This window comes from Bosea sp. OAE506 (assembly GCF_040546595.1).
Lineage (GTDB): Bacteria > Pseudomonadota > Alphaproteobacteria > Rhizobiales > Beijerinckiaceae > Allobosea.
Map to the genome: position 1 here is coordinate 966,668 of NZ_JBEPOB010000001.1, position 24,494 is coordinate 991,161.

At 67.6% G+C, this 24,494-nt stretch carries 22 protein-coding genes and 1 pseudogene; 11 read left to right on the plus strand and 12 right to left on the minus strand.

Annotation, left to right across the window (positions count from 1 at the left end; all coding sequences use genetic code 11):
• Positions 1-8: 8 nt before the first annotated feature.
• The 5 genes from dnaQ to ABIE41_RS04660 are packed head-to-tail and all read right to left on the minus strand — an operon-like array spanning position 9 to position 3,675.
• Positions 9-716, minus strand: coding sequence for a DNA polymerase III subunit epsilon (dnaQ, locus tag ABIE41_RS04640; protein ID WP_192643621.1), 708 nt, complete (start codon positions 714-716; stop codon positions 9-11).
• Positions 709-1,332, minus strand: coding sequence for a dephospho-CoA kinase (gene coaE, locus ABIE41_RS04645; protein ID WP_192643622.1), 624 nt, complete (start codon positions 1,330-1,332; stop codon positions 709-711). Before coaE ends, dnaQ begins: the two co-directional genes overlap by 8 nt.
• A 43-nt stretch (positions 1,333-1,375) precedes the next feature.
• Positions 1,376-2,209 (minus strand): shikimate dehydrogenase, encoded by an 834-nt coding sequence (locus tag ABIE41_RS04650; protein WP_192643623.1) that lies wholly within the window; start codon positions 2,207-2,209, stop codon positions 1,376-1,378.
• A 12-nt stretch (positions 2,210-2,221) separates the two neighbouring features.
• Positions 2,222-2,848, minus strand: a complete 627-nt coding sequence (locus tag ABIE41_RS04655) for a Maf family protein (protein WP_192643624.1) — start codon at positions 2,846-2,848, stop codon at positions 2,222-2,224.
• Positions 2,845-3,675 carry a pyruvate, water dikinase regulatory protein gene (locus tag ABIE41_RS04660; protein ID WP_192643625.1) on the minus strand — a complete coding sequence of 277 codons (831 nt, stop codon included), beginning with the start codon at positions 3,673-3,675 and terminating at the stop codon, positions 2,845-2,847. The genes ABIE41_RS04655 and ABIE41_RS04660 overlap by 4 nt, the downstream gene beginning before the upstream one ends.
• Positions 3,676-4,115: 440 nt before the next feature.
• On the opposite strand from ABIE41_RS04660, the gene hemE reads away from it, so the two are divergent.
• The 8 genes and pseudogenes from hemE to ABIE41_RS04700 all read left to right on the plus strand — a co-directional run bounded on the left by hemE (position 4,116) and on the right by ABIE41_RS04700 (position 12,856).
• On the plus strand, positions 4,116-5,174 hold the full coding sequence (gene hemE, locus ABIE41_RS04665; RefSeq protein ID WP_465247080.1) for a uroporphyrinogen decarboxylase: 1,059 nt from the start codon (positions 4,116-4,118) through the stop codon (positions 5,172-5,174).
• Between the two features lie 29 nt (positions 5,175-5,203).
• Positions 5,204-5,626, plus strand: a pseudogene (gene hemJ, locus ABIE41_RS04670) (protoporphyrinogen oxidase HemJ); the annotation flags it as partial.
• A gap of 218 nt (positions 5,627-5,844) precedes the next feature.
• On the plus strand, positions 5,845-7,110 hold the full coding sequence (rho, locus tag ABIE41_RS04675; protein WP_069053186.1) for a transcription termination factor Rho: 1,266 nt from the start codon (positions 5,845-5,847) through the stop codon (positions 7,108-7,110).
• Between the two features lie 55 nt (positions 7,111-7,165).
• Positions 7,166-8,479, plus strand: a complete 1,314-nt coding sequence (mnmE, locus tag ABIE41_RS04680; RefSeq protein ID WP_192643628.1) for a tRNA uridine-5-carboxymethylaminomethyl(34) synthesis GTPase MnmE — start codon at positions 7,166-7,168, stop codon at positions 8,477-8,479.
• Between the two features lie 69 nt (positions 8,480-8,548).
• A complete protein-coding gene (gene mnmG, locus ABIE41_RS04685; protein WP_192643629.1) occupies positions 8,549-10,432 on the plus strand; it encodes a tRNA uridine-5-carboxymethylaminomethyl(34) synthesis enzyme MnmG in 1,884 nt (627 codons plus the stop codon).
• Between the two features lie 39 nt (positions 10,433-10,471).
• Entirely contained in the window at positions 10,472-11,119 is a 648-nt protein-coding gene (gene rsmG / locus ABIE41_RS04690) for a 16S rRNA (guanine(527)-N(7))-methyltransferase RsmG (RefSeq protein WP_192643630.1), read from the plus strand.
• Complete coding sequence (locus ABIE41_RS04695; protein WP_192643631.1) at positions 11,116-11,946, plus strand: ParA family protein; 831 nt, start codon at positions 11,116-11,118, stop codon at positions 11,944-11,946. The genes rsmG and ABIE41_RS04695 overlap by 4 nt, the downstream gene beginning before the upstream one ends.
• Positions 11,947-11,977: 31 nt before the next feature.
• Positions 11,978-12,856: a ParB/RepB/Spo0J family partition protein gene (locus ABIE41_RS04700; protein WP_192643632.1), complete on the plus strand. Its 879-nt coding sequence runs from the start codon at positions 11,978-11,980 to the stop codon at positions 12,854-12,856.
• Positions 12,857-12,860: 4 nt separating this feature from the next.
• Here ABIE41_RS04700 and holA read toward each other — a convergent pair whose 3' ends face one another.
• The 3 genes from holA to leuS are packed head-to-tail and all read right to left on the minus strand — an operon-like array spanning position 12,861 to position 17,072.
• Positions 12,861-13,892, minus strand: coding sequence for a DNA polymerase III subunit delta (holA, locus tag ABIE41_RS04705; RefSeq protein ID WP_192643633.1), 1,032 nt, complete (start codon positions 13,890-13,892; stop codon positions 12,861-12,863).
• 17 nt (positions 13,893-13,909) lie between these two features.
• Positions 13,910-14,461, minus strand: a complete 552-nt coding sequence (locus ABIE41_RS04710) for an LPS assembly lipoprotein LptE (protein WP_192643634.1) — start codon at positions 14,459-14,461, stop codon at positions 13,910-13,912.
• Positions 14,448-17,072, minus strand: a complete 2,625-nt coding sequence (gene leuS / locus ABIE41_RS04715; RefSeq protein WP_192643635.1) for a leucine--tRNA ligase — start codon at positions 17,070-17,072, stop codon at positions 14,448-14,450. The genes ABIE41_RS04710 and leuS overlap by 14 nt, the downstream gene beginning before the upstream one ends.
• Before the next feature lie 95 nt (positions 17,073-17,167).
• On the opposite strand from leuS, the gene ABIE41_RS04720 reads away from it, so the two are divergent.
• A complete protein-coding gene (locus ABIE41_RS04720) occupies positions 17,168-17,833 on the plus strand; it encodes a YggS family pyridoxal phosphate-dependent enzyme (protein ID WP_192643636.1) in 666 nt (221 codons plus the stop codon).
• 139 nt (positions 17,834-17,972) lie between these two features.
• On the opposite strand, the gene ABIE41_RS04725 is transcribed toward ABIE41_RS04720, so the two are convergent.
• Positions 17,973-18,542 (minus strand): L,D-transpeptidase family protein, encoded by a 570-nt coding sequence (locus ABIE41_RS04725; RefSeq protein ID WP_354191778.1) that lies wholly within the window; start codon positions 18,540-18,542, stop codon positions 17,973-17,975.
• A gap of 80 nt (positions 18,543-18,622) precedes the next feature.
• Between ABIE41_RS04725 and ABIE41_RS04730 the strand changes: the two genes are divergently transcribed.
• Positions 18,623-19,309, plus strand: a complete 687-nt coding sequence (locus tag ABIE41_RS04730; RefSeq protein ID WP_192643637.1) for a response regulator transcription factor — start codon at positions 18,623-18,625, stop codon at positions 19,307-19,309.
• Between the two features lie 3 nt (positions 19,310-19,312).
• On the plus strand, positions 19,313-19,777 hold the full coding sequence (locus ABIE41_RS04735; protein ID WP_192643638.1) for a cyclic nucleotide-binding domain-containing protein: 465 nt from the start codon (positions 19,313-19,315) through the stop codon (positions 19,775-19,777).
• 9 nt (positions 19,778-19,786) lie between these two features.
• Here ABIE41_RS04735 and xth read toward each other — a convergent pair whose 3' ends face one another.
• From xth to ABIE41_RS04750, 3 genes are all read right to left on the minus strand, one after another.
• Entirely contained in the window at positions 19,787-20,602 is an 816-nt protein-coding gene (xth, locus tag ABIE41_RS04740; RefSeq protein WP_192643639.1) for an exodeoxyribonuclease III, read from the minus strand.
• A gap of 99 nt (positions 20,603-20,701) precedes the next feature.
• Positions 20,702-21,559, minus strand: coding sequence for a LolA family protein (locus ABIE41_RS04745; RefSeq protein WP_192643640.1), 858 nt, complete (start codon positions 21,557-21,559; stop codon positions 20,702-20,704).
• Between the two features lie 178 nt (positions 21,560-21,737).
• Positions 21,738-24,341, minus strand: coding sequence for a DNA translocase FtsK (locus ABIE41_RS04750; RefSeq protein ID WP_192643641.1), 2,604 nt, complete (start codon positions 24,339-24,341; stop codon positions 21,738-21,740).
• Positions 24,342-24,494: the final 153 nt, after the last annotated feature.

Sequence of the window (24,494 nt, forward strand, 5' to 3'; positions counted from 1 at the left end):
GGAGGGCGTCAGGCCTCCTCGGCGATGCCGAGATAGCCGCGCCAGAGCTGGTTCTTGCCGAGCGAGCGGATGAAGGCCTCATGGGCGGCGATGGCAGCCTCGTCCAGCCTTGGCTGCAGCGGGCGCTGGCGCTGCGGCCGCTCGATCCGGATCGGCGCCAGACCGCTGCCACCGGCCTCCCCGGCGCCAAGGCCCAGCGACGCCTGCTTGCCGCCGATCAGCTCGATATAGACCTCCGCCAGGATCTCGGCGTCGAGCAGCGCGCCGTGGCGCGTGCGGCGGCTGTTGTCGATGCCGTAGCGCGTGCACAGCGCATCGAGGCTGTTGGAAGCGCCCGGATGCTTGCGGCGGGCCATCGAGAGCGTATCGACGACCAGCGAGGACTCGATCGGCGGCAGGCCGATGCGCTGGAATTCCATGTTCAGGAAGCCGACGTCGAAGGCGGCGTTGTGGATCACCAGCCGGGCGCCGTCGATGAACCCGGCGAACTCGTCGGCGATGGCGGCGAAGATGGGCTGCGGTGCCAGAAACGCGTCGGACAGGCCATGGATCTTGAAGGCGCCCTCCGACATCGGCCGCTCGGGATTGATGTATTTGTGAAAGCTGCGCCCGGTCGGGCAGTGGTTGACGAGTTCGACGCAGCCGATCTCGACGACGCGGTCGCCGCCCAGCGCCTCGACGCCGGTGGTCTCGGTATCGAGAACGATCTCACGCATGGTCGGTCCACCCTTGCCCGCCTCGGCCCGGACGTCCGGCGAGCGCAGCCAGGATAGACCCGACTTGCCGGCCCGCCGCCACAACGCCGCGCGACGTGTCCACAATGAATTGGGCCCGCGCGCGCTTCTGCGCATCCGGCATCTGCCGGGCCAGGATCGCATCGAGCCGCTCGGCGGTCATCCCCGGCCGGGCCAGCACGCGGGCGCGCTGGATCTCCGCCGAGGCGCTGACGACGAGGACGGCGTCGCAGCGCCTCTCGCCGGCAGTCTCGAGCAGGAGCGGTACGTCGAGGACCGCAAGGCCCTGCCCTCTCTCCCGGCATCGGCGCAGGAACGCCTCCTCCTCCTCGCGCACCAGCGGATGGATGATGGCCTCCAACCGCGCCATCGCCTCCGGTTTGCCCAGCACGGCGGCGGAGAGGCTTGGCCGGTCGACCGCGCCGTCGCGTACGGCATCGGGGAAAGCCGCCGCAATCAGCGGAACGGCCCGGCCGCGATAGAGCGCATGAACGGTGGCATCGGCATCGTGGACCGGGATGCCACGCGCCTGAAACAGCGCGGCGGTGGTCGACTTGCCCATGCCGATCGAGCCGGTCAGGCCGAGGATGAAGGTCATGGCGTGCCGCGTCCCGGAGCCCGAGGTGGGCTTGCCCTGCGAATCAGTGGCCGAGGATATCGGCTTCGAGCCTCGCCCGCAGCGCCGGCGTGACGGTCGGCTTGACGCCGAACCAGCGCGCGAAACCCGGCACCGCCTGGTGCAGGAGCATGCCGAGTCCGTCGACGGGGATGCCGCCGCGGCGCTGCGCTTCGATCAGCAGCTGCGTCTCCAGCGGGACATAGACGATATCGTCGACGATGGTTCCTGGCCGCAGGCCCGCAAGGTCGATCTCCAGTGGTGGCTGGCCGTGCATCCCGAGCGCCGTCGTGTTGATCACCAGATCGGCCTCACCCACGAGCGCGTCGCGCCGTGCCCAGTCTGCGGCCTCCATCGGCTTGCCGAGCGCGGTCGCCAGTTCATCGGCCCGCGCGCGGCTGCGGTTGACGAGGATGATCCGACCGATGCCGCGACCCTTGAGCCCGAAGGCGATGCCGCGGGCGGCGCCGCCCGCGCCCAGAACCAGCGCCGTCGAGACGCGCTCGTCCCAGCCCGGTGCGGTGGCGTCGAGATGGGCGAGGAAGCCCGAGACGTCGGTGTTGTCGCCGCAGATGCGCTCGCCCTCGCGCCAGAGCGTGTTGACCGCGCCGATGGCGCGCGCGGCATCCGTCGCATGGTCCACCAGCCCCAGCATCGCCTCCTTGTGGGGAACGGTGACATTGCCACCGGTGAACTCGCCCGCTCGCAGCCGCGCGACAAAGGCCGCCAGATCGGGTGGGGCGACATCGATGCGCTCGTAGCTGCCGGCGAGGCCGTGTTCGGCAAGCCAGCTGCCATGGATGAGCGGCGAGCGGGAATGGGCGACGGGGTGGCCGAGGACAAAGCAGCGCGGTGTCATGGAGGGTCGGGCTCAGCGGGCAAGGACAGAGAGATCGCGCAGCGCCGCCAGGACGGGCAGCAGCGGCAAGCCGAGAATGGTGAAATGGTCGCCCTCGATGCTCTCGAAGAGCTGTGCGCCCAGGCCCTCGATCTGATAGCCGCCGACACTGGAGAAGGCCGCATCACCGACCCTGTCGAGATAGGCCTCGATGAAGCCGGGCGTCAGCGGGCGCATGGTGAGCCGGGAGGTCTGGTGTCCCTCGGCCAGAACCTCACCGCCCCGCACCAGCGCAAAGGCGCTGTGCAGCTCGTGATCGCGGCCCGCGAGAGCGGCGATCTGCCGGCCCGCCGCGGCACGGTCCGCCGGCTTGTGAAAGGCTTCGCCTGCACAAGCGAGCGTCTGGTCGGCCCCCAGAACCAACCGGTCCGGCTGCTGCGCCGAGACGGCCGCGGCCTTGGCGACAGCAAGGGCCAGAGCGATGCGCGCCGGGGATTCGCCCGCAGCCAGCAGCGGCACTTCGACCGCCCGCTCGTCGACCGATGGCTTCACCGTCTCCACGGGAACCCCGGCTGCCATCAGCATGTCGCGGCGGGTGGTGCTGCCCGAGGCCAGCACCAACGGTTGAGGTGAGAGCCAGAGGCGAGAGCCCGCGATCATGTCGCGATGAACTTCATGCGGTGGTCGCGCAGGAGATCGAGGATCGAGGCGGCCGTCTCTTCGATCGAGCGTCGGGTCACGTCGATCACCGGCCAGCCTTTGCGAGCACAGAGGCGGCGCGACTGGGCGACCTCGTCGGCCACCGAGGCAGGGTCGACATAGGGCGTCTCGTCGTCGGCGCGCAGCGACAGCAGCCGGTTCTGGCGTATCTGGACGATGCGATCGGGGCTGGCGACGAGCCCGACGATCAGCGGTTTCCTGACATGCTCGAGCTCCGCCGGCAGCGCCACATTCGGCACCAGCGGGATGTTGGCAGTCTTGATGCCGCGATTGGCGAGATAGATCGACGTCGGCGTCTTCGAGGTCCGGCTGATGCCGACGAGGATGATGTCGGCATTCTCGAGATCGCCACCGAGCTGCCCGTCATCATGCAGCAGCGTGTAGTTCATCGCGTCGATGCGGCGGAAATACTCGGCATTGAGTACGTGCTGGGCGCCCGGCTTCGGGGCCGAGGCCTGGCCGAGATAGGACTGGAACAGCGTCAGCACCGGGTTGAGCACCGACAGGCAGGGGCAGCCGAGCTCGCGGCAGAAGTTCTCCAACCGCTGCGACCATTCCGGTTCGACCAGGGTGTAGAGCACGACGCCGGGCGAGGCCTCGATCTCGGCGAGCACGCGCGCGAGCTGCGCCTCCGAGCGCACCAGCGGATAGACATGCTCGATCGCGGAGACCGATTCGTACTGCGCGGCCGCGGCCCGGCTGACGGCGATGAGCGTCTCGCCGGTCGCGTCCGACACCAGGTGGAGATGAAAATAATTGCGGTGCACGGGGTTCCCCGGAGCGGTGACGCGGTCTGCCACCTCTAGCCCGGCGGGCCGCCAAAGCAAATCGGCGGGTGAATGCCGCGGCACTGTGAGGGGGCCGCACGCAGGCCGAGGGCCATGTGTGGGCTGGGGAGCGCTGTGGACAAGAGAGCGCTTTCGAGGGCCGCGCCGTTAAGGTCTGTATAACCCTAACGATCCGTTAACAGGCCAGGGGCTGTGGGGAGAGGCAGGAGTGTTTCACGTGAATCATTTTGCCGCGCCGACGAGCGACCACGATTCACACGGGTTAACAAACCGTTAACGCCCCACCGATAGACAGAACGTCTCGCCTCGATCAGGCTCGGCACCTGTGGACAGGTTGTGGATCGGATTGCGTCGGGCTATCTGCCCCCATCCAAGAGTCAAAAAAGAAGATTCTCTCTCTAGAAATCTATTTAAGAGAGATGGGGGATGGATCGCCGATGAGCCTTACGACACCTGACCAGCCTGCCTTTCTGAAAGCGCTGTCCGGCGAGACGCTGCCGACGCCACCGATCTGGATGATGCGCCAGGCCGGACGCTATCTGCCCGAGTATCGCGAGCTCCGTGCCAAGGCCGGGAGTTTCCTCGGCCTCTGCTACAATCCCGAATGGGCCGCCGAGGTCACGCTCCAGCCGATCCGCCGCTTCGGTTTCGATGCCGCGATCCTGTTCTCCGACATTCTCGTCGTGCCGCAGGCGCTGGGCCAGAAGCTCTGGTTCGTCGAGGGCGAAGGTCCCCGCCTCGAGCCTGTGGCCGACCGGGACAGGCTGTCCGAGATCGACCGCCAGGCCGGACTCAGCGTGCTCGACCCCGTCATCGAGACGGTGCGTCGCGTCCGAGCCTCGCTGCCGAAGGAGACGGCCTTCATCGGGTTCTGTGGCGCGCCCTGGACGGTTGCGACCTATATGGTCGCGGGTCGCGGCACGCCGGACCAGGGGCCGGCCAAGGAGCTCTTCACCCGCGACGAGGCACTCTTCCGCCTCATGATCGACCGGATCGTCGTGACCTCGATCGATTATCTCTGCGCGCAGATCGAGGCCGGGGTCGACGCCGTGCAGATCTTCGACAGCTGGGCGGGCTCGCTGGGCGAGGCTGATTTTGAGCGCTGGTGCATCGTGCCGACGCGGCGGATCGTCGAGGGCGTGCGCGCCCGACAGCCCCAGGCGAAGATCATCGGTTTCCCGCGTGGCGCGGGCAAGCTGATCCCGGCTTACGTCCGCGGCACGGGTGTCGATGCCGTCGGCCTGGAATCGGAGATCGATCGTGGTTTCGCCCGCGACGAGATCCAGTCGCTCGTGCCGGTGCAGGGCAATCTCGATCCGCTGGTGCTGCGTGCCGGTGGCCCGGAGCTGGAGCGCGAGATCGCGGCCGTGATGGAGGCGTTCGGCAAGGGACCCTTCGTCTTCAATCTCGGGCACGGCATCCTGCCGGATACGCCGATTGCGCATGTCGAGCGGCTTCTGGCCGCGGTGCGGGGTTGATCGAACCGGCATGACGGAGATCGTTCGCGATGTATGAATGGCTGAAGGCCGTCCACGTCCTGGCGGTGATCTCCTGGATGGCGGGAATGCTCTACCTGCCGCGGCTGATGGTCTACCATGTCGATGCCGCGCCGGGCTCGGTGCAGTCCGAGACCTTCAAGGTGATGGAGCGCCGGCTTCTCCGTGGGATCATGAACCCCGCGATGATCGTCACCTGGGTGCTCGGCCTGTACCTCGCCTGGGCTGCGTTCGGCTTCAAAGGCGGCTGGCTGCACGGCAAGATCCTGCTCGTAGTGCTGCTCTCGGGCGTCCATGGCTATCTCGTCGGGCGGGTCCGCGACTTCGCCAACGACCGCAACACCAAGTCGGGCCGCTTCTACCGGGTGATCAACGAGGTGCCGGCCGTGCTCATGGTCGGCATCGTCATTCTCGTCATCGTCAAACCCTTCTGAGGCAATCGCCGTTTGGCGCTTGAGCCGGACGCGGTTTCCGGTTATCAGACATCACGCTTCTCCAGCGTTCTCCCTGTTGTCGATGGTTCGTGAGCCGACTGCCCTGGCAGCCGCTCGTGGCGCTCAACCCCAGCGCCGTCCGTCCGGGCCTGTCGATCATCCCATTACCGTCCTGGTCGCGGCCTTCAGTGTCGTGACATTTTCGATCCGGGTGCCCCATGCGGGAAATCAAGCTCCAAGACCTCAAGGTCAAGTCTCCGACCGAACTGCTCGCCTTTTCGGAGGGGCTCGAGGTCGAGAACGCCAGCACCATGCGCAAGCAGGAGCTGATGTTCGCGATCCTGAAGCAGCTCGCCGCCCGCGAGACCGAGATCCTCGGCGAGGGCGTGGTCGAGGTCCTGCCGGACGGGTTTGGCTTCCTGCGTTCGCCCGACTCCAACTATCTGCCGGGTCCCGACGACATCTATGTCTCGCCGACGCAGATCCGGAAATTCGGCCTGCGCACCGGCGACACCGTCGAAGGCCCGATCCGCAGCCCGAAGGACGGCGAACGCTATTTCGCTCTGCTCAAGGTCAACACGATCAATTTCGAGGATCCCGAGCGGATCAAGCACAAGATCAATTTCGACAATCTGACGCCGCTCTATCCCGACGAGCGCCTGCGGCTCGAGGTTGCCGAGCCGGCCAAGAAGGATTTCTCGGCCCGCGTCATCGACATCGTCGCGCCGATCGGCAAGGGCCAGCGCGCCCTGATCGTCGCGCCGCCGCGTACCGGCAAGACCGTGCTGCTGCAGAACATCGCGCAGTCGATCACGACCAACCACCCGGAATGCTACCTCATCGTGCTGCTTATCGACGAGCGGCCTGAAGAGGTCACCGACATGCAGCGCTCGGTGAAGGGCGAGGTCGTGTCCTCGACCTTCGACGAACCGGCCACGCGCCACGTCCAGGTCGCCGAGATGGTGATCGAGAAGGCTAAGCGTCTCGTCGAGCATGGCCGCGACGTCGTGATCCTGCTGGACTCGATCACCCGCCTCGGGCGCGCCTACAACACGGTCGTCCCCTCCTCCGGCAAGGTGCTGACCGGCGGTGTCGACGCCAACGCCCTGCAGCGCCCCAAGCGCTTCTTCGGCGCGGCCCGCAACATCGAGGAAGGCGGCTCGCTGACCATCGTCGCCACCGCGCTGATCGACACCGGCAGCCGTATGGACGAGGTCATCTTCGAGGAGTTCAAGGGCACCGGTAACTCGGAAATCGTGCTCGACCGCAAGGTCTCCGACAAGCGCATCTTCCCGGCGATCGACATCCTCAAGTCGGGCACCCGCAAGGAAGAGCTCATCACGCCGAAGGATGTGCTGGCCAAGACCTATGTGCTGCGCCGCATCCTCAACCCGATGGGCCCGCAGGACGCGATCGAGTTCCTGATGGACAAGCTGCGCCAGACCAAGCAGAACGCCGACTTCTTCGACTCGATGAACACCTGACATTCTGGCGCGGCGGCCGATTCGGCTCCGTGACGGACGGGTTGCCGGTCCGGCGATGAACACGCTCTTCCACGTGCCGACGATCGTCGCCCTCTCCTCCGCCTCGGGGCGAGCGGGCGTCGCGGTTGTCCGCGTCTCGGGACCCCGCGTTCGATTCGTCCTCGAAACGGTGGCAGGTCCGTTGCCTGCTCCGCGCCTGGCATCACTGCGGGCGCTGCGGGACACGGCCGGCGAGGTCGTCGACCAAGGCCTTGTCCTGTTCTTTCCCGGGCCCGCCAGCTTCACCGGCGAGGATGTCGCCGAGTTCCAGATTCACGGTTCGCGGGCCGTTCTGGCCCGGCTCCTGCAACTGCTCTGTTCCCATGACGGCGTCCGCCTGGCCGAGCCCGGCGAATTCACGCGCCGCGCTTTTGAGGCCGGCAAGCTCGATCTCGCCGAGGTCGAGGGACTGGCCGATCTGATCGATTCGGAAACGGAATGGCAGCGGCGCCAGGCATTGCGCCAGATGGACGGCGCCTTGGGGGTTGCGGTGGCAGAATGGCGCCGCGATCTCGTCGAGGCGCTGGCGCTGCTGGCGGCCGAGCTCGACTTTTCAGACGAAGGCGATGTCGAGGGGCCTATGGTCGAGCGGGCGCTCGGGCTCGTCGCCGTCGCACTGCGAGGGCTCAAGGCGGCGCAAGGCAGCTTCGCCCGGGGCGAGCGCGTGCGTGAGGGCTTCGTCGTGGTTCTGGCGGGCCCGCCCAATGCCGGTAAGTCCAGCCTGCTCAATGCGCTGGCCCGACGTGATGTCGCGATCGTCTCGCCGGTGGCAGGCACCACCCGTGATGCGATCGAGGTCCGGCTCGATCTGGACGGCATCCCGGTCACGCTGATCGATACGGCAGGTTTGCGCGACAGCGCGGATGCGATCGAGGCAGAAGGCGTTCGCCGCGCCCGCGATCTCGCTGCCAAGGCCGATCTCGTCCTGAGCCTGCGCGCGATCGATTCGGAAGCGGATCGACATCAGGAGGGTTCAAGTGTCGTTCCTCTCGCAACGAAAGCGGATCTGACGGGGACGCTGCGGCCTGGCGAGCTGCCCGTGTCCGTGCAGAGCGGCGACGGCCTGCCACAGCTCATCGAGCTGCTGACACGGAGGCTCGCCGGCAAGGACCAAACCGAGCCTGCCCTCCTGACGCGCGAACGCCATCGTGTCGCGGTGATGGAAGCGATCGTCGCGCTGGAGCGCGCCCTCGCCTCCCCGGGGGCGCCAGCCGAGCTGCTGGCGGAGGATGTCCGGCTCGCGGTGCGCGCGCTCGAACGGTTGCTCGGCCATGTCGATGTCGAGGACGTGCTCGACCAGCTTTTCGCCGGTTTCTGCATCGGCAAGTAGCGGCAGGCTACCGCACGGACGTCTGCGATAGTGTTTGACCTGTCCGCGGCGCTTCGCTAGCCAAATCGCATGTCCCACAACCGCTCCGAGAGCCGCTACGATGTCGTCGTCGTGGGTGGCGGTCATGCCGGCGTCGAGGCTGCCGCCGCTGCAGCACGCTGCGGCGCGCAGACGGCTCTGATCACGCATCGTCTCGATACGATCGGCGTGATGTCTTGCAACCCGGCGATCGGGGGGCTGGGCAAGGGCCATCTTGTCCGCGAGATCGACGCGTTGGACGGCCTCATGGCGCGAGCGGCCGACCGGGGTGGCATCCAGTTTCGCATGCTCAACCGTCGGAAGGGCCCTGCGGTCAGGGGTCCGCGGGCGCAGGCCGACCGCAAGCTCTATCGCGAGGCGATCCAGGATCTGCTGGCGCATCAGGACGGCCTGACGCAGATCGCGGGGGACGTCTTCGATCTCGACATCAGGGACGGGCGGGTCGCGGGTGTCATCCTCGGGGATGGGCGGCGATTCGGAGCCGGAACGGTCGTGCTGACGACGGGGACCTTCCTGCGTGGGCTGATCCATATCGGCGAGACCCGAATTCCCGCAGGTCGGGTCGACGAGGCGCCCTCGCTGGGCCTGTCGGCGACGCTGGATCGGCACGGTTTCCCGCTTGGTCGCCTGAAGACCGGGACGCCCCCTCGCCTCGATGGCCGTACCATCGATTGGGCCGCCCTCGAGATGCAGGCCGGCGACGATCCGCCCGAGCCGTTTTCGGCGCTGACGGATGCCATCACCACACCCCAGATCGCCTGCGGGATCACGCGCACGACGCTGGCGAGCCACGATCTCATCCGCGCCAATCTTCATCGTGCGCCGATGTTCTCCGGGCAGATCGAGGGGCGGGGGCCGCGCTACTGTCCGTCCATCGAGGACAAGGTCGGCCGCTTCGGCGACCGGGACGGCCACCAGATCTTCCTCGAGCCCGAGGGCCTGGACGACGACACCGTCTATCCGAACGGCATCTCGACCTCCCTCCCGGAGGATGTGCAGCGCGGTTTGCTGGAGACGATCCCAGGCCTCGAGCGGGCGACGATGCTGCGCCCCGGCTATGCGATCGAATACGACTTTGTCGATCCCCGGTCGCTGCGAAACACGCTGGAGACCCGGGCCATTGCCGGCCTTTTCCTGGCGGGGCAGATCAATGGCACAACCGGCTATGAAGAGGCGGGCGCCCAGGGCCTGTTGGCTGGGCTGAACGCGGCGTGTCGTGCCGGCGGCGCCGAGCCCGTCGTGCTGGAACGAATGGCCTCCTATATCGGCGTGATGGTGGACGACCTCGTGACGCGTGGCGTTACGGAGCCGTATCGAATGTTTACCTCGCGTGCGGAGTTCCGGCTGTCGCTTCGCGTCGACAACGCCGACGAGCGCCTGACGGCTCTCGGCGCGGGGCTTGGTGTCGTGGGAAGCCGGCGCATGGCGGCGTACGAAAGCCAGAATGCCGAGACGGTGGCGCTGACGGAGCGGCTGCGGGCCCTGACGCTGTCGCCGCAACAGGCGGAGGCCGCGGGTCTTCAGGTCAACCGCGACGGCATCCGCCGCAGCGCCTATCAGATCCTGTCCTATCCCGACGCGGCATTCGACTCGCTGGCTGCCGTCTGGCCGGATCTGGCTGGCTTTTCCGGGCGGACCATCGCGCGGGTCACGGCCGATGCCGTCTATTCCGTTTATCTCGATCGCCAGGCAGATGAGATCGCAGCCTATCAGCGCGATCAGGCCCTCAAGGTGCCAGACGATCTCGATCTCGACGCGATTTCCGGGCTCTCCAACGAACTCAAGGCCAAGTTGCGGGCCGAGCGCCCGGCGGACATTGCCCAAGCCGGCCGACTGGAGGGCATGACGCCAGCGGCGCTCACCCTGCTCGCTGCTCATGCGCGCAAGCGGCGCGTTCTTGCGACTGTCGGCTGACGGCCGTGGCGCACCCCATCAAACTGTTGATAACGCGTCATGACTGTTGATAATTCGGACCGCGGCCGCGCTTTGCGCTTGACGCCTGTTTCACGTGAAACAGAGGAGCGCCTCGCGCTGCTGGTGGCGGAGCTGGGGCGATGGCAGGCCGCCAAGAATCTGGTTTCCAGCACCACTCTCGCCGATGTCTGGATGCGGCACATCGCCGATTCCCTCCAGCTCTTCCGGCTCGCGCCCACCGCCCGAACCTGGCTGGATCTTGGCTCCGGCGGCGGCTTCCCGGGCCTGGTGATCGGCATCTGCCTTGCGGAGGTCGAAGGCGGTCGCATCCATCTGGTCGAGAGCAACAGCCGCAAATGCGCTTTCCTGCGTCACGCGGCCCGGCTGACCGGGGCGCCCGTGACGGTGCATGCGGCGCGGATCGAGGATGTGGTGGGCGATTTCACCGGCCAAGTCGACGTCGTGACCGCCCGGGCGCTGGCGCCGCTGCCGCAGCTCCTCGATTGGTGCAAAGAGCTGTTGAGAACAGGCACGCTCGGACTCTTTCCGAAGGGACAACATCTAGATGCGGAATTGACGGAGTCGTCCAGATATTGGAAGATTCAGGCCTCAACGGTTTCCTCCTTGACGGATGGGGCCGCCCGGATCCTGATGGTCCGCGCAGCCGAGAAACGGGCCGATTCATGACCGATTTGACTCCTGTTCCGATGCCGCGCCGCCCGCGCGTGCTCGCGCTCGCGAATCAGAAGGGTGGCGTCGGCAAGACGACGACGGCAATCAACCTCGGTACGGCACTGGCCGCGATCGGCGAAAAGGTGCTGATCGTCGATCTGGACCCCCAGGGCAACGCCTCGACCGGGCTGGGTGTCGATCGTCGCAGCCGCAAGTCCTCGACCTATGACGTGCTTTGCGGCGATGTCGGCCTCGGGCAGGCCATGCAGGAAACCGCCGTTCCTGGATTGTTCCTGGCGCCCTCGACGCTGGATCTGCTGGGTGTCGAACTCGAAATCGCCTCCTCCAAGGACCGGGCACACCGGCTGAAGAACGCGATCGACGAGCTGGTCTATGACCAGCGCTGCTCGGACCTGACCTATGTGCTGATCGACTGCCCGCCTTCGCTGAGCCTGATCACCATCAATGCGATGACCGCGTCCGACGCCGTGCTGGTGCCGCTGCAGTGCGAATTCTTCGCGCTGGAGGGTCTGAGCCAACTCCTGAAGACGGTCGAGCAGGTGCGGGCCGGGCTCAATCCGCGGCTGATCATCCAGGGGGTCGTGCTGACGATGTACGATCCGCGCAACAACCTGTCCGGACAGGTCATGGCCGATGTCCGCGAGTTCCTCGGCGACAAGGTTTACGAGACCGTGATCCCGCGGAATGTGCGCGTCTCCGAGGCGCCCTCCTATGGAAAGCCGGCGCTGCTCTATGACCTGCGCTGCTCCGGCTCGCAGGCTTATCTGAAACTGGCCTCCGAGGTCATCCGGCGTGAGCGCGCGCTGCGCGCCGCCGCCTGAAAACGTTACGCAGAGGTTGAACGCAATGGCGATGGCGGAAGAACAGGGACGCTCGCGTCTCGGCCGCGGCCTGGCCGCGCTGATCGGCGATGTCGGCGAGGAGATCGGCGCGCTGGAGCGGGCCCGCGGCCAGCGTCGCGTTCCGGTCGAATTCCTGCGGCCGAGCGCGCGCAATCCGCGCCGCAGCTTCGCGGAGGAGGATCTCGAGGAGCTGACGGCGTCCGTGCGTGAGCGCGGCATCCTGCAGCCGATCATCGTGCGGGCGATCGTCGGCATGCTCGATGCCTACGAGATCATTGCCGGCGAGCGCCGCTGGCGCGCGGCCCAGCGGGCCGGACTGCACGATGTCCCGGTCATCCTCGTCGAGGCCGATGATCGCGAGGCGCTCGAAATCGCCATCGTCGAGAACGTCCAGCGCACCGATCTCAACGCGATCGAGGAAGCGGCGGGCTACGAGCAGCTGATTGCCGAGTTCAACTACACGCAGGCCGACCTCGCGCGGGTGATCGGCAAGAGCCGCAGCCATGTCGCCAACACGCTGCGTCTCTCGAAGCTGCCGCCGTCCGTCCGGCAGATGGTCAGCGACGGCGCCGTGTCGGCCGGCCATGCCCGTGCGCTGCTCTCCGTTTCGGACCCGGAACTGATGGCGCGCAAGATCGTCGACGAAGGCCTCAGCGTGCGCGACATCGAGCGCATCGTCCAGGACGAGTCGCGGGGCGAGACCAAGAGCATCTCGAGCAAGCCCAGGGTCGAGAAGGACCCCGACACGCGGGCGGTCGAAAAGGCGCTGGAGGAGGCGCTCGGCCTGTCCGTCTCGATTAGCCACCGCGCCAATGGCAGCGGCGAGGTCAAGATCAGCTACAAGACGCTGGAACAGCTCGACGCGCTCTGCCGCCGCCTCAAGGATTGAGCGGCTAGTCCCCGCGCCCGGCCACACGGCCGAGGCGCGCCAGCGTCCACAGCGCCCGCGTCGCACCCGCCCGGCCGAGATCGCCGTCGCGGCGGGCGGCCAGCGTGGCATTGCCCAGCAAGGTGACCGCCTCCATCAGCTTCGCCGTGCTCCAGGCCGACAGCGCCGCCTCCGTGGTGGCGATACGCGGGTAGGGCAGGCGCATGGCCGCGACCATGTCGCGGGCGCTGCGGCCGGCATCGACCCCCTGCCGGGCCTTCAGCAGCGCCAGAGCGTGCCGCAGCACGGCGCCAAGCATGACGCCGGCATCCAGCCCCTCGCTGGCGAGTTTTGCCTGTGCGAGGTCGAGGACCGGCAGCTTCCCCGCGAAGACGGCATCGACCAGCATCGCCTGCTCGCGCTGGGCGGTGTCGCCGACGACGGCCTCGATATGCGCCTGCCCGATCGCGGGATCGTCGCCGACATAGAGCAGAAGCTTCTCGATTTCGCGGCGCGAGGTCTGCCGGTCGCCGCCGAGCAGGCCGGCGAGCAGGTCACGGCTGGTGCGGTCGATCGTCTTTCCGGCGGCGCGGACCATCTCGTCGATGATGGTGCCGAGATCGCGCGCGGCGTCGCCATAGCAGGGCACGGCGAGCGCGGTCCGTGCGCGCTCGCAGGCGGTTCGCAGCGGATTGGTGCGCTGGAGATCGCCGGCCTCAACGATGACGATGGCATCCTGCGAGGGGGTGGCCAGGAGCGGCTCGACGGCGCCGAGCAGCATCTTGGCGGTGGGCGAGACGCGGATCGCGCGCCGCCCGCCGAACATTCCGATCGTGTTGGCTTCGTCGACGAGCTTGAGCGGGTCGCCGGCGATCTCGTCGCCGCTCATCCGGACGAGCTGGAAGGCATCCTGCGGATCGTCGACATGGGCCCGGGCGAGGGCCGCGGCGCGCTCCGAGACGAGGCCGGCATCGGGGCCATAGATCAGGACGAGACGATAGGCGGGGTCGAGCCGGGCGAGCGCGCGGTCCGCCTCATGCGCCTTGATCGAGGCCATGCGGCGTCCTGATCCGCTCAGCCGGCGACGAGGTCGGCGGCGATCTGTCCGCGAATCAGCGTGGCGAGGTTCTTCGCCGCACGGATCTGGGCGTCGCGGGCCGCCCGCACCGTGGCGAAACGCTGCGTCGAGCGCTCATAGGGAGCCCGGACGACATTGCTCCCGCTGGAGACGACCTTGCCGGACGCCGTGTCGGTCAGGGACCATGTCGCCGTCGCGACCAGAATCGCCGAATCAGCCCGGCCGTTGGCGTAGTCGACGGTCACGACCTCGATCGCCTCAGAGATCTGCGTCTGGAAGGTCAGCCGTTTGGCGCGGTCCGGCTCGTTGCCGCCATCGAGCTCGAAGACCAGCTCGTTGCGCAGGTAATGGCCGATCAGCCCCTTGATCTCGGGGACCTGGATCTCCTTGAAGGTGTCCTTGACGCTGCCGCCGGTGATGGAGCGCGTGTTTTCGGCATAGAGGGGCTGGAAACATCCGCCTGCCGCCGCGGCCGCGATCAGGGCCGCGGCGAGCATCAGGCGGGAGCCCCGCAGGGCTCCGGGGCGACTAGTCTCAGAGGACGACATTCACGATTCTCCCGGGAACCACGATGATCTTGCGGATCGCGCGGCCGTCAAGCGCCTTCGCGACGACATCGGATGCGCGCACCAGCGCCTCGACGGCGATGATATCCGCATCGGCCGGTACGGTCACCTCGGCGCGTTTCTTGCCGTTGACCTGCACGGGCAGAACGATGCTGTCGTCCTTCAGCAGCGCGGCCTCCGCGACCGGCCAGGCGGCCTCGCCGGCCAGGCCGGTCTGGCCGAGTACCCGCCAGCATTCCTCCGCCAGATGCGGCATCATCGGCGCGACGAGCTGGGTGATTACGACGCCGGCCTCGTGCAGCGCGAAGGCCTGATCCGGCGGCAGGGTGGCGCTCTCGGCGGCCGCATCGAGCGCTTTCCCGATCGCGTTGGTCAGCGTGTAGACATGCGCGATGCAGCGGTTGAAGGCGAGCCGCTCGATATCGTTGCCGACGGCGTCCAGCGCCCTGTGGGTGGCCTTGCGCAGTGTCTGGGCCGCCTCTCCGGTCGCGTCAGGCGCAGTGGCGGCGTTGCCGGTGCGCTCGGCGATCTCGTTCAGCAGACGCCAGAGGCGCTGCACGAAGCGCGCCGCACCCTGTACGCCCTCGTCGGTCCAGATCACGTCGCGGTCCGGCGGCGAATCCGACAGCATGAACCAGCGGGCTGTATCGGCGCCGTAGGAGGCGATGATGTCGTCGGGATCGACGACGTTCTTCTTCGACTTCGACATCTTCTCGATCGCGCCGATCTCGATCGGCACGCCGGATTCGACATGGAAGCCGCGGCGCTCGCTGCCCTCGGTCTCGATGCGGACATCGCCGGGCTCGACCCAGTTGCCGGCCGCGTCGCGATAGGTCTCGTGGACGACCATGCCCTGGGTGAACATGCCGTCGAAGGGCTCGTCCAGCCCGGCATGGCCCGTCGCCTTCATCGCCCGGGTGAAGAAGCGCGAATAGAGGAGGTGCAGGATCGCGTGCTCGACGCCGCCGATATACTGGTCGACCGGCAGGAAGCGGTCGACGACGGCGCGGTCGGTCGGGCTCTCGGTCCGCCAGGGATCGGTGAAGCGGGCGAAATACCAGGACGAATCGACGAAGGTGTCCATCGTGTCGGTTTCACGCCGGGCGGCCGCGCCGCATTGCGGGCAGGCGACATGCTTCCAGCTCGGGTGATGGTCGAGCGGGTTGCCCGGCCGGTCGAAGGAGACGTCGTCGGGCAGCTTCACCGGCAGGTCGGCATCGGGAACCGGCACCGTTCCGCACGCGGAACAATGAATGACCGGGATCGGGCAGCCCCAGTAGCGCTGGCGCGAGATGCCCCAGTCGCGCAGGCGGAAATTGACCTTGCGGGCGGCGACCGGGCGATGGCCGCGGCTCTCGCTTTCGAGACGTCGAGCGACCTCCTCCTTGGCCTGTGCAATCGTCAGGCCGTCGAGGAAGCGCGAATTGATCATCCGTCCGTCATCGACATAAGCCGTGTCGGTGATGACGAAGCTCGCCGGATCGACGCCCTCGGGCGCGACCACCGGCGTGTTGCCGAGGCCGTATTTGTTGACGAAGTCGAGGTCGCGCTGGTCATGCGCCGGGCAGCCGAAGATGGCGCCCGTGCCGTACTCCATCAGGATGAAGTTCGCGACATAGACCGGCAGCGTCCAGGACGGATCGAAGGGATGCGCGACGCGCAGGCCCGTGTCGAAGCCGAGCTTCTCGGCCTTGTCGATGTTCTCCTGGGCCGTGCCGGTGCGCTTGCACTCCTCGATGAAGGCCTGCAGCGCCGGATTTTCCGCAGCGGCGGCCTTGGCGAGGGGGTGATCGGGGGCGATGCCGAGGAACTTCGCGCCGAACAGCGTATCCGGCCGCGTCGTGTAGACCTCGACCTCCTCGGCGCCGAAGGTATTCGATTCGAGCGCGAAACGAACCAGCAGCCCTTCCGAGCGGCCGATCCAGTTCTTCTGCATCAGCCGCACCTTGTCGGGCCAGCGGGTCAGACCCTCCAGCGCGTCATGCAGCTCCTGACCGAAGGTCGTGATTTTGAAGAACCACTGCGTCAGCTCGCGGATCTCGACCGGCGCGCCCGAGCGCCAGCCCTTGCCGTCGATGACCTGCTCATTGGCGAGCACGGTCTCGTCGACCGGGTCCCAGTTGACCTTGGCCGTCTTGCGGTCGACGAGCCCGGCCTTGAGGAAGTCCAGGAACATCTTCTGCTGGTGGCGGTAATAGGACGGGTCGCAGGTCGCGAGCTCGCGGCTCCAGTCGAGCGAGAGGCCCATGGACTGGAGCTGCGTGCGCATCGCGGCGATGTTGGCGTAGGTCCATTCGCGCGGGTGCACGTTCTTCTGCTTGGCGGCGTTTTCCGCCGGCAGGCCGAAGGCGTCCCACCCCATCGGGTGCAGTACGGCAAAGCCCTTGGCGCGCTTGTAGCGCGCGACCACGTCGCCCATCGCGTAGTTGCGGACATGGCCCATATGGATGCGGCCCGACGGGTAGGGAAACATCTCGAGCACGTAGTAGCTCGGCCGCGGGTCGTCGTTGCGCGTCTCGAAGAGCTTGCGCTCCTGCCAGACGGCGCGCCATTTCGGCTCGGATTCCTTGGGATTGTAGCGTTCAACGGCCATGGCAGCGGGCTATTCTTGCATCATCGGAGGTGCCGGGACTAGGACACCATTGAGGCGGCGCGGTCAACGCCGCGCCGGGCATACGAGGGCACGTGATGAGCGATACGGTGAAGCGATGGAGGGAAACCCGGGCGGCGATCGCGCAGGCTGCGCGCGATGTCGAGCGCGATCCCGATTCGGTGGCGCTGATTGCGGTGTCCAAGACGATGCCGGCGGACGTGATCCTGCCGGTGCTGGAAGCCGGACAGCGCGTCTTCGGTGAGAACTATGTCCAGGAGGCGAAGGCGAAATGGCCGGCGCTGAAGGAACGCTTTCCCGATACGCAGGTCCATATGATCGGGCCGCTGCAGTCCAACAAGGCGAGGGAGGCGGTCGAGCTTTTCGACGCGATCCACTCGCTCGACCGCGAAAGCCTTGCCAAGGAGCTCGCCCGCGAGATCGCGCGCAGCGGGCGGGCGCCGACGATCTATGTGCAGGTCAACACCGGTGACGAGCCGCAGAAGGGTGGGGTCAGCCCGGCCGAGATCGATGGCTTGCTCGAGAGCTGCCGCGTGCATCACGGCCTGTTGATCGAAGGGCTGATGTGCATTCCGCCTGCCGAGGATCCGCCATCGCCGCATTTCGCGCTGCTGGCGAAGATTGCAGCCCGCCACGGCCTGCGCGGCCTGTCGATGGGGATGAGCGCTGATTACGAGGCGGCGATCCAGCTCGGTGCGACGCATGTCCGGGTCGGCAGCGCCATCTTCGGCGCGCGTGGGTAGTTTACGTCATGGTCGGGCTTGACCCGATCATCTCAGGCCGGAGAGGTTCTGCGCTCCTTTCGGCCGGGATTCTCGGGTCTTCGCTTCGCTCCGCCCGAGAATGACGATCTGGCTGAGGCGGTGTTTAGCCGCGATGCCTCTATCTGACCCGCATCACGCAGCGTCGTGCCAGCCGGGGCAGGACCTTCGCGAAGACGTGACGTTCGACCGCGACGCAGCCCGCCGTCGGCGTGAAGCCGGGCCGGGCGAGGTGCCAGAAGATCGCGCTGCCGCGGCCGCGCAAGACCGGGGCGTCGTTCCAGCCGAGTTCGACGATGACGTCGTAGAGATGGTCGTCGCGGGTCAGCCGCTCCTCCGCCTCGCCGGGCGGGCGGTCGATCAGGCGGTTGTAGCGGCGATCCGCGGCATCGTCGCACCAGGCATCGCGCGGGCCGATGATGCGCAGCGGCAGTAGGCTGAGCGGGCGGCCGATGCGGTCGGCGCGGTAGAGCACGTTTCGCAGCGGCAGCTCGGCACGCGGGGTGCGGCCGTCGCCTTCGCGCTTCAGCGTGCCGATGCCCGAGCGGCCGAGAGCGCAGGGAAAGACTGCTCCACCGGCGACCAGAAAGCCCTTCCTGCGGTCGCGAACCGAGGCGAAGACGCGCAAGGTGGAGAGGAGGCGGAGGCTCTGCGGGAGGCGGCGGAAGCCGGCCCGATCACGGTTTCTCACGGGAATTCCATTGCGCGTGACTTGCGGTCGCGATTCTGCGGGCTCATGGTAACGCGTCATTTCTCGTGCGAACGATCCCCATGCCCGCCGTGCATCATATCCTTCTGGTCGACGACGACCAGACCTTGCGAGACGCGCTTGCGGAGCAGCTCGCGCTCTATGACGAGTTCAAGCTCTCGACCGCCGGTACCGCTACGGCGGCCGTCAAGGCGGTGCAGGCTGAGCGAATCGACCTCGCCATCATGGATGTCGGCCTGCCCGACATGGATGGCCGCGAGGCGGTGAAGCTGATGCGCAAGAACGGCTTCAAGAGCCCGGTGATCATGCTGACCGGCCAGGGCTCCGACGCCGACACGGTGCTGGGGCTGGAAGCCGGCGCCAACGACTATGTCGTCAAGCCGTTCAAGTTCGCTGTGCTGCTGGCGCGCATCCGCGCCCATCTGCGCCAATACGAGGCGAGCGAGGACGCGGTCTTCCAGGTCGGCCCCTACACCTTCCATCCCGGCTCCAAGCTTCTCGTCAGCGAGAAGGGCTCGAAGACGAAGCTGACCGAGAAGGAGACCGCGATCCTGCGCTTCCTCTACCGGGCGGGGCGCAAGCCGATCGCCCGCGAGGTGCTGCTGCAGGAGGTCTGGGGCTACAACAGCCAAGTCACCACCCACACGCTCGAGACGCATATCTACCGGCTGCGGCAGAAGATCGAGCCCGATCCGGGCAATGCTCGCCTGCTGGTGACGGATGCCGGCGGCTACCGGCTCAACCCCTAAGACATGGCCCTCGACGACGACATCGCCCTGCTGGCCCGGCAGCCGCTGCTGAGCCTGATGGAGCGTGATGCGCTGCGTCTGGTCGCCTTCGCGGCCGAGAGCCGCATCCTGCGCGCCGGGGACGTGCTGTTCCGCGTCGGCGAGCCTTCGGATGGGGCGGTGCTGGTGATCTCGGGTGCGGTGGCGCTCGACAGCCGCGAGGACGGCCAGCCGGCGCAGGAGATCGTCGGGCCTGGCGCCTTGATCGGCGAGACGGCGCTGTTTGCCGCCGTGGCGCGGCCGGTGACAGCGATCGCGCGCGAGCCGACGCAGGTCATGCGGCTGTCGCGCAGCGTGATGCGCCGGGTCCTGGCCGAATCGCCTGCCTCGGCGGAAGCGATCGCCGCGGCGGTGGCGGAGCGGCTGCAGGGCTTCGTCGGCCAGCTCACCGCCGTTCAGGAAGCCCTCACCGCCCTCGAGCGGGGCTGAGGGCGCGTCTCAGAGCTCCAGCGTCACCGTGACCGGGACATGGTCGGAGGGGCGCTCCCAGCCGCGTGCCTCGCGCAGGAAGGTCACGTCGCGCAAGGCCGGCGTCAGCGCATCCGAGAGCCAGATATGGTCGAGCCTGCGGCCGCGGTTGGAGGCCTCCCAGTCGGCGGCGCGGTAGCTCCACCAGCTGTAGAGCTTCTCGGGCTCCGGGCGCAGCGTGCGGGCCGCGTCGGTCCAGCCGCCCTCGGAGCGCAGCTTCTCCAGCGTCGTGGTCTCGATCGGCGTGTGGCTGACCACGTCGAGGAGCTGCTTGTGGCTCCAGACATCATGCTCATAGGGCGCGATGTTGAGGTCGCCGACGAGGATCGCCGGACGATCGGTCGGGCGCTTGGCCACATTCCAGGCGCCGATCTCGTCGAGGAAGGCAAGCTTGTGGGCGAATTTCTCGTTCTTCTCGGGGTCGGGAATGTCGCCGCCGGCAGGGATGTAGAAATTATGGATCGCGATGCCCGCCGCTGCGCCCGCGCCGGCATCGAGCACGGCCGTCATGTGGCGGGCGTCGTTGCGGCCGCACATCGCCATCGCGTCACGCTCGCTGAAAGGCAGCTTGGAGACGATCGCGACGCCGTTATAGCCCTTCTGGCCAATGAAGGCCTGGTGGATATAGCCCGCCTTCTCGAACGCCTTGGCCGGGAACTGCTCGTCCGGGGTCTTGGTTTCCTGCAGGCACAGGATGTCCGGCGCATGACGCGCGAGGAAGTCGGTGACCATGCCGATGCGCAGCCTGACCGAGTTGATGTTCCAGCTGGTGACGGTGAGTTGCACGCGCGCGCTTCCGGCAAAGAGAGGTGCCGGAAACTGGTTCGGAGCGGCGCGAAAAGCAAGCCGGATCGGGGCCGTCGCGGATGGACGGTCCGTAAGGCGTCAGAGCTTGCGCTGGTAGTCGATGACGAAGTTCTTCGCGTCGGGCTTGCGCTGGGTGTCGAGGTTGTAGAGCGAGACACTGGTCTCATAGCCCTGCGGGTCGATCACCACCCATTGCCGCAGCACATTGGCCGCGAGGTCGAATTTGAGCGCGATCTTGGAGGTGCCGCCCAGTGTGGTGCGGTCCTCCAGGCGCAGCGTCAGCACGTCGCCATCGACGGCGGCGCCCGTGATCGTGCCCTCGCGTGCCAGGTCCATGCGCTCGCGAACGAGGAATTTCAGCGGCGTCTGGCCCAGCGAATAGACGTCCTGCGTTGCCAGCCGCTTGTCGCGCACGGCGACGGAGGTGCCATCGGCGATCACCTCGATCGTCGCGGGCGGCTCGTATTCGAAACGCATCTTGCCGGGCCGCTGGATATAGATCCGACCTTCCAGGCGACGGCCGTCGGCGGCGTGCTGGATGAAGTTGCCCTGCAGGGTGGTGAAGCTGTTGAGATAGGCGTTCAGCCGCTCGATGGCCTCCTCGCGCGTGGCGGGAGCGCCACTGCGCGCCCGCGTCACGGGGGGCGCCTGTGTGGTGCGTGCGGCCTCGGCAGCCGCGGGCGCGACAGCGCCGACGGCGGCTGCCTGAACGGTCGCGGCTTCGGCGATGCGCGGCATGCCGAGCCCCGGTGGCCGCATCGGCGGCAGCGGCAGGGGGCGGGGGCCGGCAGGCTTCGCGGCAGCTGGCTTGGGCGGCAGGATCTGAAGCGGCTGGGCGGAGAGCGGGCCGGACAAAGCAATGCAGCCGAACCATGCCAGCACCGTGACGCGGCTCGTGAGCGCAGCCCTGGTCCGTCGCGTCGAATTCGGTGCCATGTCCCGGCCTCTCTCCCCTGTCTTGTCGCCGCTCCCGATCGGGTCGGCGGCTGCGTGCAGTCCGAAGACGGCCACGGCGTCCTTGCCTGAACGCGTCCGCTGCCAAGCAGGTTGCAGCGCGCTGATGGCAATTTGAGGACCGCAGGCGCTCGGGACAAGGCCCGCGCCCTGCATTCCCTCAATCCTCGTCTTCGCGGGCGCGTCCGGTTTCGACGAGGATTTCGCGTTTGCCGGCGTGGTTGGCGGGGCCGACGATGCCCTCGTTCTCCATCCGCTCCATGATCGAGGCGGCGCGGTTGTAGCCGATCTGCAGCCTGCGCTGGATGTAGGAGGTCGAGGCCTTCTTGTCGCGCAGCACCACCGCCACCGCCTGGTCGTAAGGGTCCTCGCTCTCGGCGGCTGCGAGCGCGCCCTTGTCGAAGACCGCGCCGTCCTCGGCCTCAGTGCCGGGCTCTTCCTCTTCCGAGGTGACCGCGTCGAGGTACTGGGGCCGGCCTTGCGTCTTGAGATGGGCGACGACCTTCTCGACCTCGGCATCCGAGACGAAGGGGCCGTGGACGCGGGTGATGCGCCCGCCGCCGGCCATATAGAGCATGTCGCCCTGGCCCAGAAGCTGCTCGGCGCCCATCTCGCCGAGGATGGTGCGGCTGTCGATCTTCGAGGTCACCTGGAAGGAGATGCGCGTCGGGAAGTTCGCCTTGATCGTGCCGGTAATGACGTCGACCGACGGGCGCTGCGTCGCCAGCACGACATGGATGCCGGCCGCGCGCGCCATCTGGGCGAGGCGCTGGATCGTGCCCTCGATCTCCTTGCCGGCGACCATCATCAGGTCGGCCATCTCGTCGACGATGACGACGATATAGGGCAGAGGCGCGAGGTCCATGACCTCTTCCTCGTAGATCGCCTCGCCGGAATGACGGTCGAAGCCGGTCTGGACCGTGCGGGTGATGACTTCGCCTGCGGCCTGCGCCTCGACCACGCGGGCGTTGAAGCCGTCGATGTTGCGCACCGAGAGCTTCGACATCTTCTTGTAGCGCTCCTCCATCTCGCGCACCGCCCATTTCAGGGCGACGACCGCCTTCTTGGGGTCGGTGACGACGGGGGTGAGCAGATGCGGGATGCCGTCATAGACCGACAATTCCAGCATCTTGGGGTCGACCATGATCAGCCGGCACTGCTCGGGCTTGAGCCGGTAGAGCAGCGACAGGATCATCGTGTTGATCGCCACCGACTTGCCCGAGCCGGTGGTGCCAGCGACCAGGAGATGCGGCATCTTGGCGAGATCGACGATCACCGGCTCGCCACCGATGGTCTTGCCGAGCCCTAAAGCGAGCTTGTGCTTGGAGCTCTCGAAATCCTGGCTCGCCAGCAGTTCGCGCAGATAGACCGTCTCGCGCTTGGCGTTGGGCAGCTCGATGCCGATCGCGTTCTTACCGGGAATCACCGCCACGCGCGCCGAGATCGCGCTCATCGAGCGGGCGATGTCGTCGGCCAGCGAAATCACGCGGGAGGACTTCGTGCCCGGAGCGGGCTCGAGTTCGTAGAGCGTCACCACAGGGCCGGGGCGCACCTGCGTGATCTCGCCGCGCACGCCGAAGTCTTCCAGCACGCCTTCGAGCAGCGTCGCGTTCTGCTCCAGCGCATCGGTCGAGATCGCGTTGGCGGGCAGCTTGCGCGGCTCGGACAGATAGGTCAGCGGCGGCAGCTCGAATTCCTCGCGGTCGAGCAGCGAGGGCTGGGCCTCGCGCTGGATGCGCTTGCCGGGCTTGGGGCCCGGAGCCGGCGCCGTGACGCGCGGCGCATTCAGGTCGCGCAGATCGAGCGGCTCGTCGTCGAGATCGAAGGGCGCGTCGTCGACGGGTGCGGCGCGGGGGCCGCGCAGCGGCGGCAGCGGAGCGGGGTCGAAGGGCACCTCCGGACGCAGGCCCGCTTTCCGAGCCGAACCCTCGTCGAACTGGGGCTCGCGGCGCACACGGCCGGCTGCGACGGGCTCCAGCCCGCTGCGGTTCGCGGCCGGCGTACCGGCACCCTGGGTGGCGGCGCGCGGCGGCTGCGGCAGGCGGCGCAGGATCATGCCGCGCAGGGCCATGGCGCCATGGGCGAGCCAGCCGACGATGATCACAGCGATGCCGGGCTCGTCGTCGCGGCGGTCCTCGCTCTCGGACCAGGATTCGTCGGCCTCGTCCTCGTCGAGGACCGGGTCCTCGTCGCTGACGAAACCGAAGCCCGCGGCGGCTGTGACGGCGAGAATGGCGATGCCGGCATAGAGGAAGCCGACGAGCCCGCCGACCGCATTGCCAGCGATGCCGGCGAGATTGCGCGTGCCGAAGAGGAGGCCGTCACCGATGACGCCGCCCATGCCGGTCGGGAGCGGCCAGCGCGGCGTCGCGGGCAGGGCGCTGCCGACCGCCGCCGTGGCGGCGATGGCGACGATCCAGAGGCCGAGCTTGAGCGCGCCACGGTCGAAGATGTGGAAGCGGACGAGCCGCAGCGACCAGACCAGCGGCGGGAACAGCAGCGCGAGGACGCCGAGCCCGATCAGCTGCATCAGCAGGTCGGCGACCATGGCGCCGGGCCGGCCGAGCCAATTGGCGACGGCGCCGCTGGTGGCGTTGTTCAGGCTGGGGTCGTCGACCGACCAGGTCGCAAGCGACAGGGCGACCGCCGCCATCAGCGCCATCAGCGCGAGGCCGACCATCTCGCTGGCGCGGCGCGACAGGAACTCCCGCACCGGATCGGGCAGGCGGTCCATCAGCGAGGTGGAGCGTCGGATCGTACGCATGCGGGATTGGGCCGTCATTCGGGACTGCGGGCCGCATCGCATCGGCCGTTTCGACCACGTTAGGAAGCCGAGGTTAAGACACGCTTAACCTTGGCGAGATCGTCCGGGTCGCAGCCCTCCGCCCATGAAAAATCCCCGGCGGTCGCCCGCCGG

Coding starts and splice junctions, on each gene's coding strand:
- ABIE41_RS04745 (WP_192643640.1), bottom strand. CDS start 21,559: ATGGCACCGAATTCGACGCGACGGACCAGGGCTGCGCTCACGAGCCGC.
- leuS (WP_192643635.1), bottom strand. CDS start 17,072: ATGGCCGTTGAACGCTACAATCCCAAGGAATCCGAGCCGAAATGGCGC.
- hemE (WP_465247080.1), top strand. CDS start 4,116: ATGGGGGATGGATCGCCGATGAGCCTTACGACACCTGACCAGCCTGCC.
- rho (WP_069053186.1), top strand. CDS start 5,845: ATGCGGGAAATCAAGCTCCAAGACCTCAAGGTCAAGTCTCCGACCGAA.
- dnaQ (WP_192643621.1), bottom strand. CDS start 716: ATGCGTGAGATCGTTCTCGATACCGAGACCACCGGCGTCGAGGCGCTG.
- ABIE41_RS04750 (WP_192643641.1), bottom strand. CDS start 24,341: ATGCGTACGATCCGACGCTCCACCTCGCTGATGGACCGCCTGCCCGAT.
- ABIE41_RS04720 (WP_192643636.1), top strand. CDS start 17,168: ATGAGCGATACGGTGAAGCGATGGAGGGAAACCCGGGCGGCGATCGCG.
- coaE (WP_192643622.1), bottom strand. CDS start 1,332: ATGACCTTCATCCTCGGCCTGACCGGCTCGATCGGCATGGGCAAGTCG.
- rsmG (WP_192643630.1), top strand. CDS start 10,472: ATGACTGTTGATAATTCGGACCGCGGCCGCGCTTTGCGCTTGACGCCT.
- ABIE41_RS04730 (WP_192643637.1), top strand. CDS start 18,623: ATGCCCGCCGTGCATCATATCCTTCTGGTCGACGACGACCAGACCTTG.
- mnmE (WP_192643628.1), top strand. CDS start 7,166: ATGAACACGCTCTTCCACGTGCCGACGATCGTCGCCCTCTCCTCCGCC.
- mnmG (WP_192643629.1), top strand. CDS start 8,549: ATGTCCCACAACCGCTCCGAGAGCCGCTACGATGTCGTCGTCGTGGGT.
- ABIE41_RS04650 (WP_192643623.1), bottom strand. CDS start 2,209: ATGACACCGCGCTGCTTTGTCCTCGGCCACCCCGTCGCCCATTCCCGC.
- ABIE41_RS04655 (WP_192643624.1), bottom strand. CDS start 2,848: ATGATCGCGGGCTCTCGCCTCTGGCTCTCACCTCAACCGTTGGTGCTG.
- ABIE41_RS04735 (WP_192643638.1), top strand. CDS start 19,313: ATGGCCCTCGACGACGACATCGCCCTGCTGGCCCGGCAGCCGCTGCTG.
- holA (WP_192643633.1), bottom strand. CDS start 13,892: ATGGCCTCGATCAAGGCGCATGAGGCGGACCGCGCGCTCGCCCGGCTC.
- ABIE41_RS04695 (WP_192643631.1), top strand. CDS start 11,116: ATGACCGATTTGACTCCTGTTCCGATGCCGCGCCGCCCGCGCGTGCTC.
- ABIE41_RS04700 (WP_192643632.1), top strand. CDS start 11,978: ATGGCGGAAGAACAGGGACGCTCGCGTCTCGGCCGCGGCCTGGCCGCG.
- ABIE41_RS04710 (WP_192643634.1), bottom strand. CDS start 14,461: ATGTCGTCCTCTGAGACTAGTCGCCCCGGAGCCCTGCGGGGCTCCCGC.